At 33.4% G+C, this 19,387-nt stretch carries 17 protein-coding genes; 5 read left to right on the top strand and 12 right to left on the bottom strand.

Annotated features, from left to right (window positions below; genetic code table 11):
* Window positions 1-206 precede the first annotated feature (206 nt).
* Window positions 207-584 carry a LysM peptidoglycan-binding domain-containing protein gene (locus tag BLT80_RS16080; protein ID WP_092469841.1) on the top strand — a complete coding sequence of 126 codons (378 nt, stop codon included), beginning with the start codon at window positions 207-209 and terminating at the stop codon, window positions 582-584.
* 48 nt (window positions 585-632) lie between these two features.
* On the opposite strand, the gene cmk is transcribed toward BLT80_RS16080, so the two are convergent.
* From cmk to lon, 4 genes are all read right to left on the bottom strand, one after another.
* A complete protein-coding gene (cmk, locus tag BLT80_RS16075) occupies window positions 633-1,319 on the bottom strand; it encodes a (d)CMP kinase (RefSeq protein WP_092469965.1) in 687 nt (228 codons plus the stop codon).
* Between the two features lie 16 nt (window positions 1,320-1,335).
* On the bottom strand, window positions 1,336-2,367 hold the full coding sequence (porQ, locus tag BLT80_RS16070) for a type IX secretion system protein PorQ (protein ID WP_092469839.1): 1,032 nt from the start codon (window positions 2,365-2,367) through the stop codon (window positions 1,336-1,338).
* A 73-nt stretch (window positions 2,368-2,440) separates the two neighbouring features.
* A complete protein-coding gene (locus BLT80_RS16065; protein ID WP_175455632.1) occupies window positions 2,441-2,968 on the bottom strand; it encodes a LysM peptidoglycan-binding domain-containing protein in 528 nt (175 codons plus the stop codon).
* 37 nt (window positions 2,969-3,005) lie between these two features.
* Window positions 3,006-5,459: an endopeptidase La gene (lon, locus tag BLT80_RS16060; RefSeq protein WP_092469835.1), complete on the bottom strand. Its 2,454-nt coding sequence runs from the start codon at window positions 5,457-5,459 to the stop codon at window positions 3,006-3,008.
* Between the two features lie 229 nt (window positions 5,460-5,688).
* Between lon and BLT80_RS16055 the strand changes: the two genes are divergently transcribed.
* Genes BLT80_RS16055 through BLT80_RS16040 form a run of 4 tightly spaced genes read left to right on the top strand, consistent with a single transcriptional unit; the run spans window position 5,689 to window position 8,641 of the window.
* The gene (locus tag BLT80_RS16055; protein ID WP_092469833.1) at window positions 5,689-6,237 is read left to right on the top strand and encodes an RNA polymerase sigma factor; all 549 of its coding nucleotides are present in this window, start codon (window positions 5,689-5,691) and stop codon (window positions 6,235-6,237) included.
* A gap of 2 nt (window positions 6,238-6,239) precedes the next feature.
* Window positions 6,240-6,800 carry a hypothetical protein gene (locus BLT80_RS16050; RefSeq protein WP_092469831.1) on the top strand — a complete coding sequence of 187 codons (561 nt, stop codon included), beginning with the start codon at window positions 6,240-6,242 and terminating at the stop codon, window positions 6,798-6,800.
* On the top strand, window positions 6,784-7,875 hold the full coding sequence (locus BLT80_RS16045; RefSeq protein ID WP_092469829.1) for a hypothetical protein: 1,092 nt from the start codon (window positions 6,784-6,786) through the stop codon (window positions 7,873-7,875). The genes BLT80_RS16050 and BLT80_RS16045 overlap by 17 nt, the downstream gene beginning before the upstream one ends.
* A 40-nt stretch (window positions 7,876-7,915) precedes the next feature.
* A complete protein-coding gene (locus BLT80_RS16040) occupies window positions 7,916-8,641 on the top strand; it encodes a head GIN domain-containing protein (protein WP_092469827.1) in 726 nt (241 codons plus the stop codon).
* Window positions 8,642-8,741: 100 nt separating this feature from the next.
* Here the strand turns inward: BLT80_RS16040 and BLT80_RS16035 are convergent, their stop codons facing one another.
* The 8 genes from BLT80_RS16035 to BLT80_RS16000 all read right to left on the bottom strand — a co-directional run bounded on the left by BLT80_RS16035 (window position 8,742) and on the right by BLT80_RS16000 (window position 19,368).
* Entirely contained in the window at window positions 8,742-9,662 is a 921-nt protein-coding gene (locus BLT80_RS16035; protein ID WP_139181088.1) for a hypothetical protein, read from the bottom strand.
* A 12-nt stretch (window positions 9,663-9,674) separates the two neighbouring features.
* Window positions 9,675-11,075 (bottom strand): MFS transporter, encoded by a 1,401-nt coding sequence (locus BLT80_RS16030; RefSeq protein ID WP_092469823.1) that lies wholly within the window; start codon window positions 11,073-11,075, stop codon window positions 9,675-9,677.
* Window positions 11,076-11,217: 142 nt separating this feature from the next.
* The gene (locus BLT80_RS16025) at window positions 11,218-12,045 is read right to left on the bottom strand and encodes a M48 family metallopeptidase (protein WP_092469821.1); all 828 of its coding nucleotides are present in this window, start codon (window positions 12,043-12,045) and stop codon (window positions 11,218-11,220) included.
* Window positions 12,046-12,129: 84 nt separating this feature from the next.
* Window positions 12,130-14,547 (bottom strand): glycoside hydrolase family 31 protein, encoded by a 2,418-nt coding sequence (locus tag BLT80_RS16020; protein ID WP_092469819.1) that lies wholly within the window; start codon window positions 14,545-14,547, stop codon window positions 12,130-12,132.
* A 167-nt stretch (window positions 14,548-14,714) separates the two neighbouring features.
* Window positions 14,715-15,227, bottom strand: coding sequence for a hypothetical protein (locus BLT80_RS16015; RefSeq protein ID WP_175455631.1), 513 nt, complete (start codon window positions 15,225-15,227; stop codon window positions 14,715-14,717).
* A 338-nt stretch (window positions 15,228-15,565) separates the two neighbouring features.
* Complete coding sequence (locus tag BLT80_RS16010; RefSeq protein WP_092469816.1) at window positions 15,566-15,973, bottom strand: hypothetical protein; 408 nt, start codon at window positions 15,971-15,973, stop codon at window positions 15,566-15,568.
* A 128-nt stretch (window positions 15,974-16,101) separates the two neighbouring features.
* On the bottom strand, window positions 16,102-18,099 hold the full coding sequence (gene glgB / locus BLT80_RS16005) for a 1,4-alpha-glucan branching protein GlgB (protein ID WP_092469814.1): 1,998 nt from the start codon (window positions 18,097-18,099) through the stop codon (window positions 16,102-16,104).
* Between the two features lie 3 nt (window positions 18,100-18,102).
* Window positions 18,103-19,368, bottom strand: coding sequence for a glucose-1-phosphate adenylyltransferase (locus BLT80_RS16000; protein WP_092469812.1), 1,266 nt, complete (start codon window positions 19,366-19,368; stop codon window positions 18,103-18,105).
* Window positions 19,369-19,387 lie beyond the last annotated feature (19 nt).

The raw sequence follows: 19,387 nt of genomic DNA, 5'->3' as shown, positions 1-19,387 counted from the left end.
TTGTCCCTTTACTACTTTCTTAACATCGCTAAAAAGGAGTGCAAAAGTACTATATATTATTCTGATAACCAAACACTAAATCATGTGACTTTTATTTTAACCTTGTGTCCAATATATGTGGATATCGAAATGATGCTTTTGAATCATAAAATTTAGCATATAAATTGGTATCTTTACGAGAGTATTAATATTTAAAAACAAAAAAAATGGTTAGAGCTAAATATCAAGATGTATTAGATTTAGGAGAACAATTGAACATTCAAGACGGAAATGTTACTGAAGAAAATGGAGTATTAAAAGTAGTAGGAACTGCTGCAACGCAATACGAAAAGAACTTACTTTGGGACAAAATAAAAGCAACTGGGGGCGACAACCCTTCAGATATTATGGCAGATATTAAAGTTGCAGACGAATCTGTGTATGCAAGACATACCGTTGCTTCTGGTGAAACTTTAGGGAAAATTGCAAAGCATTATTATGGTGATGCGATGAAGTACAAAGACATCTTTGCTGCGAATTCGGATATTTTAAAGAATCCTGATATGATTCATCCAGATCAAGAATTAATTATTCCTAATCTTTAATTAAATTCTTATAAAATAAAAAAAGCGACCAACTGGTCGCTTTTTTTATTATATAATTAACCGATTAGCCAAACCAACAATAGTTTCCAACTGCTCTTCTATCGTCAAATCAGAGTTGTCAATTTCAATAGCATCCTCTGCTTTTATTAAAGGAGAATCTTCTCGTGTAGAATCTATGTGATCTCTTGTCGTTACATTTTCTAGAACATCATCATAACTTAAATTATGACCACGATCTAGTAATTCTTTGTAACGACGTTTGGCTCTAGTCTCTGCTGAGGCGGTCATAAAGATTTTTAATTCTGCTTCAGGAAAAACAACGGTTCCAATATCTCTTCCATCCATTACGATACCTTTATCTTTTCCCATGAGCTGTTGTTGCTCAACTAACTTTCGTCTTACAGCAGATAAGGTTGCCACAGGACTCACAAACTTTGAAACTCTAAGGGTTCTAATAGCGGATTCAATATTTTTTCCGTTTAAATAAACTTCCGCAAAACCGGCCTCTATATTAAACTTAAAATTAATACTAATATCTTCAAGTCTATTGACTAAAGCGTCCTCTTTAAAAAAATCATCGCCTATTAAGTCGTGTTCTAAAGCAAAATAAGCCACAGCTCTATACATCGCGCCTGTATCTACATAAATATAATTTAGATTTTTGGCGAGCTGCTTAGCAACTGTACTTTTTCCTGTGGATGAAAACCCGTCTATAGCAATAATGATTTTGTTCAATGTTGTTTTATTTAATTTATCGTCTTCGACCATCTAAATCTATTTGAAGTCCAAAAAAGCTAGTATTTGAAGCTCCTGTATATCTTGCATGCGTATAATTAAAACGCATTTTATTCAACTTAATTCCGATACCAACAGAAAGACCAGAAAAATTTCTTTGATCCTCAATTCGTAGTTCCTCTGCACGTCTAAAATTATAACCCAAACGCACATTAAAACCTCCTTCTGGAAATAACTCTGCTCCTAAAATTAAATGACGTAATCCTTTATTTAAAAACCCAACTTTTTCTTCGGTTTGATTACCGTCTAAATCCGTAGTGACTCTAGCAGGATTGGAGACTCCTATAGGCCATTTTTGTAAATTCTCTAAAGTGAGGTGCCAGCGCAATGGCACGTTTTCTAGGGTTTGAGACATTCCAAAATTAACTTCTAGTGGTAATGGTTCTTTTTGTCCGGCGTAAGTTGAAAACTGAGTTCCTACATTTCTAATCGTTAATGCGGCATGAAAATCGAGTTTTTCATTAATATACATAGCACCAAAATCTAGTGCTCCACCTATGGAGTTATACTGCTCTAAAGCCGATGTAATGACTTTAACATTAGCTCCGACGTAAAAATCAGTATATGGAATTTTATAATTATATCCAGCAGATATGGCTGTTTCGTTACCAGTGAATGTTCCTGTAGAATTTCCACTTAAATCATACCCATCAAAGGAACCGTAATTAATATAGGTAACGCCAAAATGAAAGGTTTGCACATGTCTATCCCAAGTATAGGCATAGGCAGCAGTTCCGTAGCTTATACCTCCTAAATAGCTAGAATAATTTACGGCCAATTGATTGCTCATTTTATAATTAATAGACGCAGGATTATAAAGTGCTTCCGTTACATCATGATCAAAATTGGTAATTATTTTTCCGCCTAAGGCAGCTTGTCTCGGTGAGGATACTAGATTAAGAAACTGATAGGTCGCTTCACCACCCAATTGTGCAAACATTGGCAGTGTTAAAAGCATTAAAAATAAGGTGGTAATCCTCTTAATCATAGATTTTGCAAAATAACTAAATCTATCTTAAAACGATGATATGATTTTTTTATTTTTTGAGTGTTGTTCTTTTCTATTTTAATTGCAACTTTTGACCGATTTTAATCACATCACTCTTTAAGTCATTAATGCGTTTAAGTGCTTTAACCGTTGTTCCTTTTTCGATGGCAATTTTATATAAATTATCACCTTTTTTAACAACCCAAACCAAATGGTTTTCGTCGACATTAACTTTATCAAAGTTTCGTACTCTTAATTTTTGTCCTTTTTTTATGAGCGTTGTCTCTAAATTATTGGCTTTTTGCAATTCTCCTAAACTCGACTTATACTTAATAGATAATTGAAATAGATTGTCCCCTTCTTTAACAATATGAAAATCAGAATCATTATCAGAATCAACATCTGTAGGCTTCGACGCCTTAATGGTCCTAGAATCAGTAACCAATATAGGTTGTGTTTGCACCGAATCTATTTTGGTCTCAACCACGTTATCTTCTAATTTCACAAGGGTAATCTCCCCTGTAACTATATTTAATTTTGCAGGCTTTCCATCTAATATAACATCTTTAAATTTTACTTCGTCTTGAGCAAATGCACTCATTAACGAAGTAAAACTTATTAAAAATGTCAATATTAGTTTAAAGCTTTTTTGCATTATTTACTTTTTGCTTTGTAAGTGCTAGTTTTAAAACATCACTCATATCCTTAACATAGTGGAACGTTAAACCTTTTAAATATTCTGGTTTAATTTCCTCAATGTCTCTTCGGTTATCTTCACAAAGTAAAATCTCTTTAATACGAGCACGTTTCGCTGCTAAGATTTTTTCTTTGATACCACCAACAGGTAACACTTTACCTCTTAACGTAATTTCGCCTGTCATCGCTAAGCTCTTTTTAACTTTACGTTGTGTAAACAAAGATACTAAAGAAGTTAACATAGTAACACCTGCACTTGGACCATCTTTTGGAGTTGCTCCTTCTGGCACGTGAATGTGTACATTATATTTTCCGAAAACCTCTGGATCAATACCAAATTCATCTGCATTTGCCTTAATGTATTCCATGGCAATAGTGGCAGATTCCTTCATTACTTTACCTAAGTTTCCTGTAATAGATAAGGTTCCTTTTCCTTTTGATAGTATAGATTCTATAAATAAAATATCCCCACCAACACTTGTCCAAGCTAGACCTGTAACAACTCCGGCAACATCATTGTTTTCGTATTTGTCGCGCTCCATTCTTGGGCTTCCTAGAATTTCAATAACATCTTCATTAGAAATCTTGATGTTATACTCCTCTTCCATTGCAATATTTTTGGCTGCATAACGTACCATTTTTGCAATTTGTTTTTCTAAGCCCCTAACACCAGATTCGCGTGTATACCCTTCAACTATTTTTTCGAGTTGTGGCTTTGCTATTTTTAAAGCTTTATCATCTAAACCGTGTTCTTTTAATTGCTTTGGTAATAAATGACGTTTAGCAATCTCTACTTTTTCTTCAATAGTATATCCTGTAACATTAATGATTTCCATTCGGTCTCTTAATGCTGGCTGAATGGTATTCATGCTATTAGACGTCGCAATAAACATCACTTTAGATAAGTCATACCCCATTTCTAGGAAATTATCGTAAAACTCATTGTTTTGCTCAGGATCTAACACTTCTAACATCGCAGACGACGGATCACCTTGGCTACCTGTAGATAATTTATCTATTTCATCTAATACAAATACAGGATTCGACGTACCAGCTTTCTTTAAACTTTGAATAATTCGTCCTGGCATAGCACCAATATAGGTTTTTCTATGACCACGGATTTCTGCTTCATCACGTAAACCACCCAATGAAATTCTTACATATTCTCTTCCTAAAGCTTCAGCAATAGATTTACCCAAAGACGTTTTACCAACACCTGGAGGCCCATAAAGACATAGGATTGGGGACTTCATATCGTTACGAAGTTTTAAAACCGCTAAATATTCAATGATTCTTTTCTTTACATCTTCTAGTCCGAAATGATCACGGTCTAAGATTTTCTGCGCGCGCTTTAAATCGAATTTATCCTTGCTAAACTCATTCCATGGTAAATCTAAAAAGAGATCTAAATAATTACGTTGAATAGAATACTCAGCCACCTGAGGATTCATGCGCTGCATTTTAGCCAACTCCTTATCAAAATGTTCTTTTACTTTATCGTACCATTTCTTTTTCTTAGCACGTGCACGCATATCTTCAATCTCTTCACCTGAAGATACTCCTCCACCCAATTCTTCTTGAATGGTTTTCATTTGCTGATGTAAGAAATACTCACGTTGTTGTTGGTTCATATCACTCTGAACCTTATTCTGAATATCATTCTTAAGCTCCAATTTTTGAAACTCAAGATTCATGAACTTTAAAGTTTGAAGCGCACGTTCTTTAAGATCATTAATCTTTAACAATTCTTGCTTCTCTTCTACTTTAAGATTCATATTAGACGATACAAAGTTGACTAAGAACGAATCGCTTTCAATATTTTTAATCGCAAAACTTGCTTCAGAAGGAATGTTCGGACTTTCTTTAATGATGTCTAAAGATAAATCCTTAATAGAATCTATAATGGCTCTAAACTCCTCATTTTCTTTCGCTGGTTTTGCTTCAGGAATATCAGAAATTGTAGCCGTTAAATAAGGCTTTTCTGAAATCACTTCATTGATAGCAAATCGTTTTTTACCTTGTATAATAACAGTTGTGTTACCATCTGGCATTTTTAGCACTTTTAAGATTCGGGCAACAGTACCTGTTTTATAGATGTCTTTTGCTGTTGGATTTTCAACAGATTCGTCCTTCTGAGATACCACTCCGATTACTTTTCCGCCTTTATTCGCATCATTAATTAGTTTAATAGATGCATCTCTACCTGCTGTAATCGGAATGACCACACCTGGAAATAAAACGGTATTTCTTAAGGGTAAAATTGGTAACGATTCTGGTAACGATTCGTTGTTTATTAATTCTTCATCTTCTGGAGTCATTAATGGAATTAATTCTGAATTCTCATCAAAATCCTGAAATGACAGATTGTCTAAGTTTAAAAAATTTGATTTTGCCATATATATTTTTGAGCCATTCTGTCATTATAATGAACAGAACAACATTATTTTAAATGTATTAATAATTAACTTCATACTGAATATCAAAACATTAGAAGATATTCAAAGTTATTCACACTACTGTAATTTCAATTGTTATGCCATTACCTTTATATCCGTATAATTTTTTTTCATATGAACTGTAACAATACATAAAAGTAGCGCTCTATAAGTAAAAGCAATTGTTTTTTTGAAATCAACCAATCAAAATATCGAACAGTTATTACAGCTTTGTCAATCTGGAAACCAACGTGCACAGTTGGAAATTTACAACAGATATAATAAAGCTATGTATAACACAGCCATTAGAATTGTAAAGGATTCTTTTAAAGCTGAGGACATTATGCAGGAGTCGTTTTTAACGGCTTTTACAAAACTAGACACGCTACAAGACACTAATTTATTTGGCGCATGGTTAAAACGTATTGTTGTGAACAACAGCATTGGCTATTATAACAAAGCGGTAAAGCAAAATGAAGTGCCTTTAGATAGTGTGATCTATAAAGTTGAAGACGATAACGGCATTAATGAAAATGAACAAAATAACGAAAAAGTAAAACTGATTTTAGACACTATGAAAACCTTAAAACCAAATTACAGTTTGGGCTTATCATTACATCTAATTGAAGGTTACGATTACGAAGAAATCTGTGAGATTATGAACATTTCTTATGCCAATTGTAGAACCTTAATATCGAGAGCAAAAGATAGTTTACGCAAAAAATTAATACTAAATTAATTATGATAGACGATAATTTAGAACGCTTATTTGATGATTTAAAAGGTGAATTTAATATTGAAACACCTCACAATAATCATGAGCAACGCTTTTTAGACAAACTGAAAGCTGAAGACTCCGGTGCAACTGAAACCAAAAAACAATCTGGGTTTAACTGGAAACCTTTTTTAGCTATTGCCGCTTCTATCGTTATTTGTTTCGGGCTATTTACAACATTACAACAACAACAGCCTGAAGATTTAGATTTAGCAAGCGTATCTCCAGAAATGTCCGAAACACAAGACTTTTTCACGATTACCATTGAAAGTGAATTAAAGCGACTTAATAAAGAACGTTCGCCATTAACTGAACAAATTATTAATGATGCATTAGTCCAAATTCAACTTTTAGAAACTGATTACAAAAAATTAAAAACAGATTTAACCGAAAGCGGAAAAAACCAGCGTGTTATTTATGCGATGATTTCCAACTTTCAAACTAGAATAGATATTTTAAATACCGTATTAGAACAAATTGAAATCGTTAAACAATTCAAATCCAATTCAAATGAAAATATTTTATAACATATGCTTTCTTTTATTACTGATGCCAACCGTTATCTCGGCATCAAATGAGACACCAAAAGTCGTAAAGCACGAAAAACAGAAAACCATTAAAAAATCTTTTAATGTCAATGCTGACGCTACATTTAACATTACCAATCGTTATGGGAATATTGATATCATCACATGGAGCGAAAACCGCATTGATATCCAAGTCATCATAAAAGTAGAAGGTAATAATGAAAGTAAAGTCAATGAAAAATTGAACGAATTAGATGTTGCTTTTCAATCTGCACCTCATAAAGTTTCTGCAATTACAGCAATTGATGGTAATAGTTGGGATACCTCTTGGTGGAATAAGAAATTAGGCAACAATGTAAAAATAGAAGTGAATTACGTGGTTAAAATGCCCATTACAAATCATGTTAGTTTGTTTAACGATTATGGCTATATAAATTTAGACAAGCTTGAAGGCAACGCCTATATAAAATGTGATTATGGAAAAGTAACTACTAAAGAACTCATGGGTAAATCTAATTCACTACACTTAGATTACACTAGAAACAGTTATTTTGAATATATAAACAACGGAACCATTGAAGCAGATTATAGCGAATTTACAGTTGCAAAAGCTAAAGATTTAAACTTAGAAGCAGATTATACCACATCCGTAATTGAAATTGCTGAAAATGTTGTCTATGAATGTGACTATGGCTCTCTCAAAATAAACAGCATCAACAACTTAGACGGAAAAGGTGATTATTTATCCTTAAGACTTGGCACCATTTATAAAACAGCAAAAATAAGGGCCGATTATGGTTCTATAAAAATTGACCGCTTAACTCCAAACACTAAAAAATTAGATATTGATACTGAATTTGTTGGTATTACTATCGGAATTGATAGTGATTACAATTTCGATTTTAATATTGATATTGACTTTGGGTCGCTAAGAGAATCCGATGGTTTCAATTTTACAGAAAAAAATACAGACAACTTTGGAAAGAAATACATTGGCTATCACGGCACTCCAAATTCCAACAATTCAGTACTTATAAAATCTGAATATGGTAGCATCACTTTTAAAAACAATTAAGAAAATAAATATTACATCAATCAATTAAAATCAAAAACTTATGAAACTATTAAAATCAATTACAATCTTAACGCTTCTTTTAAGTACTACATTAGCTTCTGCACAGTGGGGAAAATCTAAAAAAATTAAAGGAGATGGCAACATTACCACAACAACCGTTTCTACAGATTCTTATGATGACATAAAAGCCTCAGGATCTATGGACTTTAAACTAGTTAAAGGTACAGAAGGCAATATTTCAATTAAAGGAGATTCTAATTTAATGGACTATATCGTTACTGAAGTTAAAAGTAATTCGCTCCACATTAAAATTAAAGATGGGTATAATTTAAAACCTAGCGAAACCATCGTCATCACTATACCTTATGAATCTATTAGTTCTGTGTCTCTAGCAGGATCTGGTGACGTTGAAAATTCTGGTACCATAAAAGCAGATACATTTAAAGTGGCTTTAGCTGGTTCTGGAGATATTAATTTAACTATTGATGCGGAAGAGATAGAAAGCAAAATAGCCGGTTCTGGTGATATTAAGCTTAAAGGAGTAACGAGTAATCTAACAACCGTTGTAGCGGGCTCTGGTGATTTTGATGGGGATGCTTTAAAAAGCACGAATGTAGACGCTAAAATTGCGGGTTCTGGAGATATATCTGTGGTTTGTAACGGTGAACTCAATGTAGCAATAGCAGGTTCTGGTGATTTAAAATATTCAGGAAAACCCACAAAAAAGAATACCAATATCTCAGGGTCTGGTAGTGTTAGCAATTAAAATTTATAATTATAATTTTTATAGAAAAGGACAAGCATTTGCTTGTCCTTTCTTTGATTAAAAATCAAACATTAGCTTGTGTGCTTTAACTATTTAACCATCATAATTTTACATAAACATACGTAACACGTTCAGAAATATTTGGACCACCTTCTACAGTGCTTGCTGCAAAAAAACCATCATTAAAAGCGACAAATAGCGAATTACCATTTCTAAAGTAGTTTATAATCTCACCATCTAGCATGGTAATATTAACTGAATTTCCAATTTGTATCCAATTAAAGGAATTGTCTTCACTAATTTCAATACATTCTACAGAGAAATCAACATCCGTATCAGATCCTTCAACTGGTGTGTATGTAATATTAGCTTTTGATCTAAAAAAGAACGTACCAGTCCCATCTGGATTGAACGTTATCGTTTCATTATTATAACAGTCTATTTCATCTAGGTAGAAGCCTGTTTCTATTCCATCGTTATTTATATCTCGAAATAAATCTGTATTCCAATTTACCAATTTCCATGAGCCCGTCGTTTCTACAGTAGAGAGTTCACAATCCCCTAAGCTATCGATTATAATTTGCAATGATCCATTGTCTCCACAGACCTCAATTTGATTGTTTAGTGCATTTTTATAAGCATTACATAATTCCTCAAAATTACTACTATTGGCTGAGTTATAACTGTTTTGTGCTAATTGCGAGGAGGCCGTAGCTTCTTCACAAAGTCCATCCGACACAGCACAATCACCTAAACTATTTATTGTAAGCTGTAATATACTATTGGTATCACCACAAACATCAATCTGATACTGTAAAGCATCTTTATAAACTTGGCATAAAAGGCTAAAACTAGTTGTGGTTGCGGAGTTTAAGTTTTCCAAAGCAGTAGCACTAGACTGCATTGCCAACTGACAAGAATTGTTATCAACCATAGACTTTCCTTCAAAAGTTTCGTTATCACAACTAACCAACAAGGTGAGTACTATAAGTGAATATAGGACTGGTATTTTATTTATCATAGCATGATAAATTTACGATTTATTTTCCAATTCTGATTTTGGGACTCTAAACAAGAGTATAATTCCTGCAACAAAAAAGACAACCAAGAACAAAATAGCATTCCTCATACTTCCTGTAACCTGATCTATAGTTGCAAAAATGACCATTCCAAAAACAATTCCTATTTTTTCTGCGACATCATAAAAACTGAAATATGACGTGGTATCCTCTGTTTCGGGTAAAAATTTAGAATACGTAGATCTCGCTAAGGCTTGTACTCCACCCATAACCAATCCTACAAAACCCGCTGCAATATAAAACTGAAATGGAGTTTCCATAAAGTATGCATAGAAACAAAGTGCCATCCATAAGGAATTAATGACAATAAGTGTTTTAATATTTCCAAATTTCGATGATGCACGAGACGTTAAAAAAGCTCCCAATATAGCAACTATTTGAATTACTAAAATACTGACAATTAACCCAAAAGTTTTTGCCTCAGAATCTCCCCAAGCAATCTCCTCTTCACCAAAATAAACGGCAACTAACATAATAGTTTGCACTGCCATACTAAACACAAAAAATGCCGCTAGATAGCGTTTTAAACGTAAATTCTGCTTTAGTTGAATCCACACTTGCCTCAACTCTTTTAAGCCATTAAACAAGACATCTTTTGTAACCTTACCACCTTTCTTAACTCCATTAGGAAGGATATAAAAGGTATATTGACTGAATAAAATCCACCATAACCCTACTGTAATAAAAGAAATACGCATCGCTTCAAAAGATGCTTTATTTTTAGCATCTTGTAATGCTTCAGCTATTTCTGCATCTATACCTCGCTCTGTAATAGTACTAGAAATGCTAATATCAAAACCAAACCAATTAGGATACATGACCATCGCTAAGTTAAAAACCAACAGTAAAACACTTCCTGCATACCCCATACTAAATCCCTTAGCACTTATACGATCTTGTTGTTCTGGATAAGCAATATCTGGCAAATACGAATTGTAAAACACCAAACTTCCCCAATAGCCTATCAATCCCATGAAATAAAACAATAGACTAAAATGAATTCTGTCTGGTTCAATGCTAAACCAATATAAACCTATACAACCCGCACTACCAACATAGCAAAAGAATTTCATAAAGGTCTTTTTATTACCAACGTAATCCGCAATACCAGAAAGAATAGGAGATAGAAATGCAACCATTAAAAACGTGAATGCGGTAACATAAGTAATCAATGCTGTACTTTTAAAAACCATTCCAAAAGCAGCAACATTCTTATCAACTTGAGATATAAATAATGCGGAATAAAATATCGGAAATATAGACGATGCTATAGTTAACGTATAAACTGAATTTGCCCAATCATAAAATGCCCACGCGTTGAGAAGTTTTTTACTTCCTTTTTTAAATTCACTCATAAATGCCGGTTAATTAACTCGTATATATTCAATATGATTTTGTCTTAGTATAACTTAACTAAATCATTATCTGTAAAATAGTTTCATAAAAAAAGCTGCTCAAATTGAGCAGCTTCTAAAGTAAACAAATATATTTATAATCTTAGTTTATTGGTCTAAATGATGTCACACCAAATTTTTTAGCTTCCGCTTTTGCTTCTGGTGCTAACTCTTGTAAATTTTTAATTCTTGTATCATTCGCTGGGTGCGAACTTAAAAATTCTGGTGGTGCTTGTCCTCCACTATTTGCTTCCATTCGTTTCCATAATTCAGCCGCTTCATCTGGATTATATCCTGCTATTGCCATAATAATTAATCCTACTTTATCAGCTTCAGTCTCATGAGCTCTACTAAAAGGCAACATTCCAACAACATTAGAAGCGATACCAAAGGATTGATTAAAAATTCCTAACGATTGTTCATCATTTGCTAAAGCTACATTACCCACAACAGCTAAACCTTGCTGTACATATGCCGCACTCATACGTTGCTGCCCATGGTTTGCTAATGCATGTACAACTTCATGACCCATAATAGCTGCGATTGCAGTTTCATTTTCTGCAATTGGTAAAATCCCTGTGTAGAATGCAATTTTTCCTCCTGGCATACACCAAGCATTAACTTGCTCTGACTCTATAAGGTTATATTCCCATTTGTAATCATCCAAATAACCATGATGGCCATTAGCAATTAACCAACGCTCTGCCGCAACTGAGATTCGCTGTCCAACACGCTTAATCATTTCGGCATCAGACGTACCGGTTATAACTTTACTTTCGGATAATACTTGATTATATTGTGCAAACGCAGATGGAAATAATTGATCGTTACCAACAAATGCCATTGTTTTTTTTCCTGTAAAAGGATTTGTTGCACATGAAACCATAACAACAATTATTAAAAAACTCAACACTACTTTATTAAATTTCATACTTAATTTTTTTAAATTAAAATTATTGACGTGCAAACATAAATTTTGCACTAATAATAGGACACAAAAATAACGAATTGGTCACTATGAAGTTGACTTCACTCCTATTATATGTAACTCAGAAAAATTCTTATCTACTACAATTGATTCTATACCATTAACTCTTAAGCTTTTGTGCTCTATCTTTTCATTATCTAATTGCACCTCTACAATATCGAAAGGTAAACCATGAAATTGAATATTAAAGGTTTCATAAGGTGTAATAAATTTTCCTTCCTTGTGTTGATTGATGATTAACTCATTAGTCTTTCCGGTAAGTTTAAAATTTCTTAAACTATAACGTCCCTTTGTATAATCAAAACCATCATTAGCATCACTGTAAAGATCACTTTCTTCCTTACCGTTTTTATAATATACATCTAATGTGATTTCTGTAATTTCCTTTTCACCAACATATTGTTGAATTGGGTATTTAGGAATAATTGCACCTTCTTTTACAAAAAATGGTATACTATCGATATCAGCATCTACCCACATTTCTTTACCTCCTTTTATAACGTCATCGGTCCAGAAGTTATACCAATTCCCTTGAGGAATATACATTCTTCTACCCTTAGCATTTGGTTCTAAAACAGGACATGCTAATATTTGTTCTCCAAAAATAAATTCGTCTGTTCTGTAATGTGTTTGCACATCAGCTTGATCGTATAACACCAACGATTTTAATAATGGAGTACCATGATCTACATAATTCCAAAATGCAGTATACAAATACGGCAATAATTGATATCTAATCTCTATAAATTTCTTTACGATAGCTGTTACATCTTCATCAAAAGCCCAAGGCTCTTGGTCTCCATGATCACCAGAAGAATGCACTCTAAAAAATGGATGAAAAATCCCTAACTGAATCCAACGTGTAAATAATTCTCCTTGTGGTTGCTCTGCAAAGCCACCAATATCACTACCAGCAAATGAAAAACCAGACATTGCCATACGTTGCGCTTGTATGTTAGCAATCCAAAGATGCTCCCAAGTTGCCACGTTATCTCCTGTCCAAGTAGATGTGTAACGTTGTGTGCCGGAATACGCTGCACGTGTAATCACAAAAGGACGTTTTGGATATGAATATTTTTTTAAACCCTGATATGTTGCTCTTGCCATCTGCATACCATAAATATTATGAGCTTTTCTATGACTACATGGATTACCATCGTAATCGTGACGTACATCGTCTGGGAATGTTTTATTTGGCACTTCCATAACGGCTGGCTCATTCATATCATTCCAAACACCTTTGATACCAATATCTTCAATGAGTTCTTGAAATAATCCAGACCACCAATCTCTCACTTCAGGATTTGTAAAATCTGGAAAATAACATTCCCCAGGCCACACTTTACCTTTCATATAATCACCATCTGCACGTTTACAGAAATAATCTTTTTCTAAAGCCTCTTTAAATACAGAATAGTCTTTATCTATTTTTATACCTGGATCAATAATCGCAACGGTTTTAAAACCATCCTCCAATAATTCTTTAACCATACGTTTTGGGTCTGGAAAGTATTCTTTGTTCCAAGTGAAGCAACGAAATCCTTCCATATAATCGATATCCAAATAGATAGCATCACAAGGTATCTGCAATTTTCTAAACGTTGAGGTAATCTCCTTTACTTTGCTTTCTGGATAATAACTCCATTTACACTGGTGAAAACCTAATGCCCAAAGTGGTGGTAAATGATGTGGCTTTCCTGTTAAATCTGTATAACTCTCTACAACATCGCTCATTTTAGGGCCATAGAAAAAGTAATAATTCATTTCACCGCCTTGTGCCCAAAAACTAGTAACATTTCTACGTTCTTGTGCAAAATCAAAAGACGATCTAAATGTATTATCAAAGAAAATCCCATAGGCTTTACCATGATGTAAACCTGTATAAAACGGAATCGTTTTATAAATTGGATCTGTATCTTTTCCGTACGCATAAGAATCGGTTACCCAATTATCGTAACGTTTTCCTTTTAGATTAAGATGGTTTGGTTTATCTCCAAGTCCGTAATAACTTTCGCCATCGTTAGAGACTTTACTCATCTTTACGATGTTTCCACCATGTTCATAGCTTTCTTCCCAGTGAAATCCTCCTTCATCTTGATTAATAAGTGTACCATCAATGGCATCAAAGATTGATACTGTCATATCTTCCTTAGAAATCTTACAAACTAATTTGGTTGTAACTATTTCATAACACTCTTTTTTATCTTCTATTTCGAGCTTATTATAACCTATGCTTGCATATTTAGTAATAGCATAAGAAAAATCATTATCAAAATTTCCAACCGTAGTATATCTAAAGCGAAGTAAACTATCTCTTACAACAGTCAACTCTAATATGACATCATTATCTGCTGTAAAATACAGCTTATCAACATCTTTTTTAAAGTCAATTATTTTTGAAGGAAATAAATTTCCTTTATTTTCTAATTCAGTATTTACAATCATAAGTTAATTTTTAAGCAAAACCACCCGCAAAAAAACGGAAAAATTTAAACTTTTGAAAGGGTTAGCCTTTCATAATAAAAATTGTTGTTAACTATTTCGTTTTCGGTCTTCGTTTTTATGTTATTAGTAATTTTATATTGATCTATTGATGAAAATGTATTGAAAATCTAGTGAAACCCGAGTTTTGTAATCATCATTGTGACACAGCCTAACACAATAGTGACATATAGCAATCTCAATTTAAGATTCCCACACAAAAACAAACCACATATGCCTAGCAATGCCATAAAACCAGTTTCTAACCTTGTACAAAGTATACCCAAAATCATTAATGATAATAACAAATGCGTCCATCTATGTTTTGGCTTCCATAAAATAGCAATGGCTACAATAAATTCGAATACAATAGTAACCCAAGCAAAGATTAAACTTATTACATGAAGATTTGGTACAATGTCCTTCAACACAATATTCTCGTTACTATTTGGATCTTTGTCTTGTAAGATTAGAATACTTTCAGAATTACTATTAACGATCTCTAAGCTTTCTGAAGAGAAATTAAGAAAAGATCGAAATAAACCACCTCTATTAAACACATAATAATAAAACTCACCACTCATAAATTGGCTCGACATAAGTTTTTGAAATGCTGAAGACACCAATACAACAACTAAGAGCATCTGAATGTTTTTTAATAGAAAGTCTTCACGTTTATGATAGCTGTAAAATATTAAGGAAAGCACCATAAGCACAATCAAAAAATGATGATTTGCTAACCAAAAATAGGATTGAAAAAGATCGATTACAAGAAGGCTAAAAAACATAAGCCAGATAATTGGATGTTTTGTTTTGTTGCGAAAAAAGAACCATATCATTAGCCCTATAAATATCACTAGAACCTTCGATAATCGATTATCTTCTGCCAAAACGAAAGAATAAACTCCAAGTGTTAAAAGCAACAATTGGCTTGCAAGCTCAATATTTGTGCTTAAAGTCTCTTTTATGTCCGACCAATATTTCATAGGTTTGAGGTTTTCATATATACCTCATCAATCAATGCTCTAGAATGAACACCGTTTTCTGAATTGATTGTCGGTTTCCAAATTTGAATATGAATACTGTCTTTTTTTGTAGTTCTTAGAACAAGTTTGGCTGCTTCGTTAAGGTTATCTTTATTTGGCATTAACATTAAATACCCTAAAGTTGATTTCATATTGGGATCATCCTTTAATAAAGAATCAACTGACATCCCAGGAATATATATTTGATTATAAAAATAATGGATTTCAGTGTACATACCATAACCACCACCTTTCCATTTACTAAGATTATGTGTATTTACAAAATACACCTGTATGATAATAACAACAACAGCGATGCTTGGAATACCATATTTTAATAAAAATGCGCTTCTACTAGATGCCATGCGTCTTACTTATTAGTGGTGTTATTTAAATTACATCATCATAATTCAAAATAGACCTCAAAGGTTTTAATACTTTGAGGTCTATAATAACATTATTTGATTTCTAACATATAAAGCTTGTTGATACTTTAGCTCTTTTTAGTTGCCTTCTTAGGCTTAGCCACTGTCTTTACTTTAGACTTAACTTTAGTTACAGTTTTTGTTTTAGGTTTTACTCGATTTTCATACCTAAAAGCAACCATCCCTAAAGGCGGAATATTAATCTCCATCGAATAATCTCTATAATGCCAAGCTTCGGCTTTTGTGGTTTTTACTTTGTTATTATACTCTCCGGTTCCAAAGTATTTCTTTAAATCACTATTAAAAACTTCTTTTAGTTTCCCCTTTCTCGGTACACCTAATTTGTAGTTTTCTTTAGGAACAGGCGTCATATTACAAGCAATAATCACATCGTCCTTTTCTGCGTTTCCTTTTCTAATATACGTAAATACAGAATTCTTAGAATCCCCGTAATCTATCCACTCAAAACCTTCTATTTCAAATTGTTTCTGATGTAATGCGGGTTCGTTTTTATAAAGCGTATTCAAGTCTTTAACTAATTCTTGCACTCCTTTATGAGGATCGTATTGTAATAAATGCCAATCGAGACTGGTTTTAAAATTCCACTCGCTACTCTGTCCGAACTCTGAACCTTGAAACAATAAATTGGTGCCAGGATGCGTAAACATATAACTGTACAATAATCTTAAATTCGCAAAACGCTGCCACTCATCACCTGGCATTTTTCCTAAAATGGAAGATTTACCATATACCACTTCATCATGACTTAACGGCAACATAAAGTTCTCTGTAAACGCATAGGTCATTGAGAACGTTAAATCATTTTGGTGAAATTGCCTATACACCGTTTCTTTACTAAAATAATCTAGTGTATCGTGCATCCACCCCATCATCCATTTCATTCCAAATCCTAAGCCTCCCATAAAAACAGGTTTAGAAACCATAGGAAATGCTGTCGATTCTTCTGCGATAGTTTGTACATCTGGAAAAGCGGAGTACACCGCTTCATTCATTTCTCTTAAAAATGACATGGCTTCTAGATTCTCTCGTCCACCAAACATATTTGGCTCCCATTCTCCTTCTTCTCTACTGTAATCTAAAAATAACATCGATGCTACGGCATCTACTCTAAAACCATCAGCATGATATTGATCTAACCAAAATATGGCATTACTAATTAAAAATGATTTGACTTCGTTACGGCCATAATTAAAAATTAAACTCTTCCAATCTTGGTGATAGCCTTTTCTTTTATCCGGATGCTCATAAAGCGCTGAACCGTCAAAAAAACCAAGTCCATGTGCATCTTCTGGGAAATGTGAAGGTACCCAATCGAGAATAATCCCAATATCATTTTGATGAAACTTATCTACTAATAATTTGAACTCTTCAGGATAACCAAATCGCGATGTTGGAGCAAAGTACCCTGTAACCTGATAACCCCACGAAGGATCATAAGGAAACTCCATAACTGGCATTAATTCTACATGTGTAAAATTCATCTCTTTTACGTAGCTGACCAATTCATCTGCCATCTCTACATAAGACATAAAACGATTTTCTTCAATTTTCTTTTTCCAAGATCCTAAATGAACTTCGTAAACAGAAAACGGTGCGTCTAAAGCGTTATTCTTTTTACGCTTATTCATCCATTTGGTATCCTTCCATTTGTAGTGGTCATCCCAAACAATGGATGCCGTTTGCGGATTGTGTTCTGCACGCCTTGCGTAAGGATCTGCTTTTTCTGTTTTTAAATCATTGTTACTGCTAAGGATTTTATATTTGTACTTGCTTCCTTTTCCTACACCCGGAATAAACCCCTCCCAAATACCGCTAGAATCCCAACGTACATTCAATTTATGTTCTCCTTCTGTCCAGAAATTAAAGTCTCCGATTACAGATACCATTTTAGCACTTGGTGCCCAAACAGCAAAGTAAACACCTTCTACTCCGTTTAAAGTAGTAATATGAGATCCAAATTTCTCATATAAACGATAGTGCTTTCCAGATTTAAAAAGGTCTACATCAAAATCTGTAAAACGACTATGTGCTATTACTTCTGCCATATATTAAAGTACAAACCCTTTAGGAATTATAGCATCTTTCTTTATCACAACGATGCCTTCTTTAACTACATATTCATTTGTTTCTGTGTCAGCCAAATGAGCACCTCCATTAATTCTTACATCGTCACCGATACGCACATTTTTATCTATAATGGTATTTTTTATGTAACATCGCTCTCCTATTCCTAAGAGTATTTCTGTCTTGTTATTATTGATATCATCTAAAGACTCATAATCATCATTACCCATCATATAGGTATTAATAATTGTAGAATCCTTGCCTATTCTAGATCGAATACCGATAACAGATTTTTCAATCTTAGCTGCATTTATGATACAACCCTCGGCTATAACGGCTCTATCTAAAGCTGTACCTGTAATTTTTGAAGTTGGAAGAATCCTGGCATTGGTATATGTACGTTGTTTAGAATCGTATAAATTAAATTGTGGCAAATCATCTGTAAACCCTAGATTAGCCTCAAAAAACGAGTCTATATTTCCAATATCTGTCCAATAACCTTCATATTGGTAACTTAAAGTTTTATGCTTGTCTATAGATTGCGGAATAATCTCTTTACCAAAATCATTAGTTTCGGGATTATTCATTAAATCAATTAACAACTGCCTATTAAAGATATATATACCCATGGAAGCTAGATGATTTCTGCCTTGCGCTTTCATATCATCACTTGTTTCCGACGTCCATTCTGGCAATAACTCTGGCCCTGGTTTTTCTATAAATGAGGTCACTACATTATCTTTATCTGTCTTTAAGATACCAAAAGAAGTCGCATCTTTCTCATTAACAGGTATTGTAGCTATAGAAATTTCTGCATTGGCATTAATATGAGCTCTAATCATTTCATTAAAATCCATTTGGTACAATTGATCACCAGATAAAATTAAAGCATATTCAAAATCGTGCCCCTTAATATGTTGCATACTTTGTCTTACCGCATCTGCTGTACCTTGAAACCAAGATTTGCTTTCGGGTGTTTGTTCTGCAGCTAATACATCTACGAATGCCGAACTAAAAAAACTAAAGTGATACGTATTTTTGATATGCCTATTTAATGATGCAGAATTAAACTGTGTTAAAACATACATGCGTTTAATATCAGAATTTATACAGTTTGAAATAGGTATATCAACCAATCTATATTTACCAGCTATTGGCACTGCTGGCTTTGAACGTTTTTCTGTTAATGGATATAATCGAGACCCCTGGCCTCCTCCTAGTATAATTGACAATACTTTATCGTTTATCATAGCTTTTGTTTAGATTAGA

Source organism: Winogradskyella thalassocola (assembly GCF_900099995.1).
GTDB classification, from domain to species: domain Bacteria; phylum Bacteroidota; class Bacteroidia; order Flavobacteriales; family Flavobacteriaceae; genus Winogradskyella; species Winogradskyella thalassocola.
The sequence above is the reverse complement of the archived record's forward strand: the minus strand, read 5'-3'. Positions and strand labels throughout refer to the sequence as shown.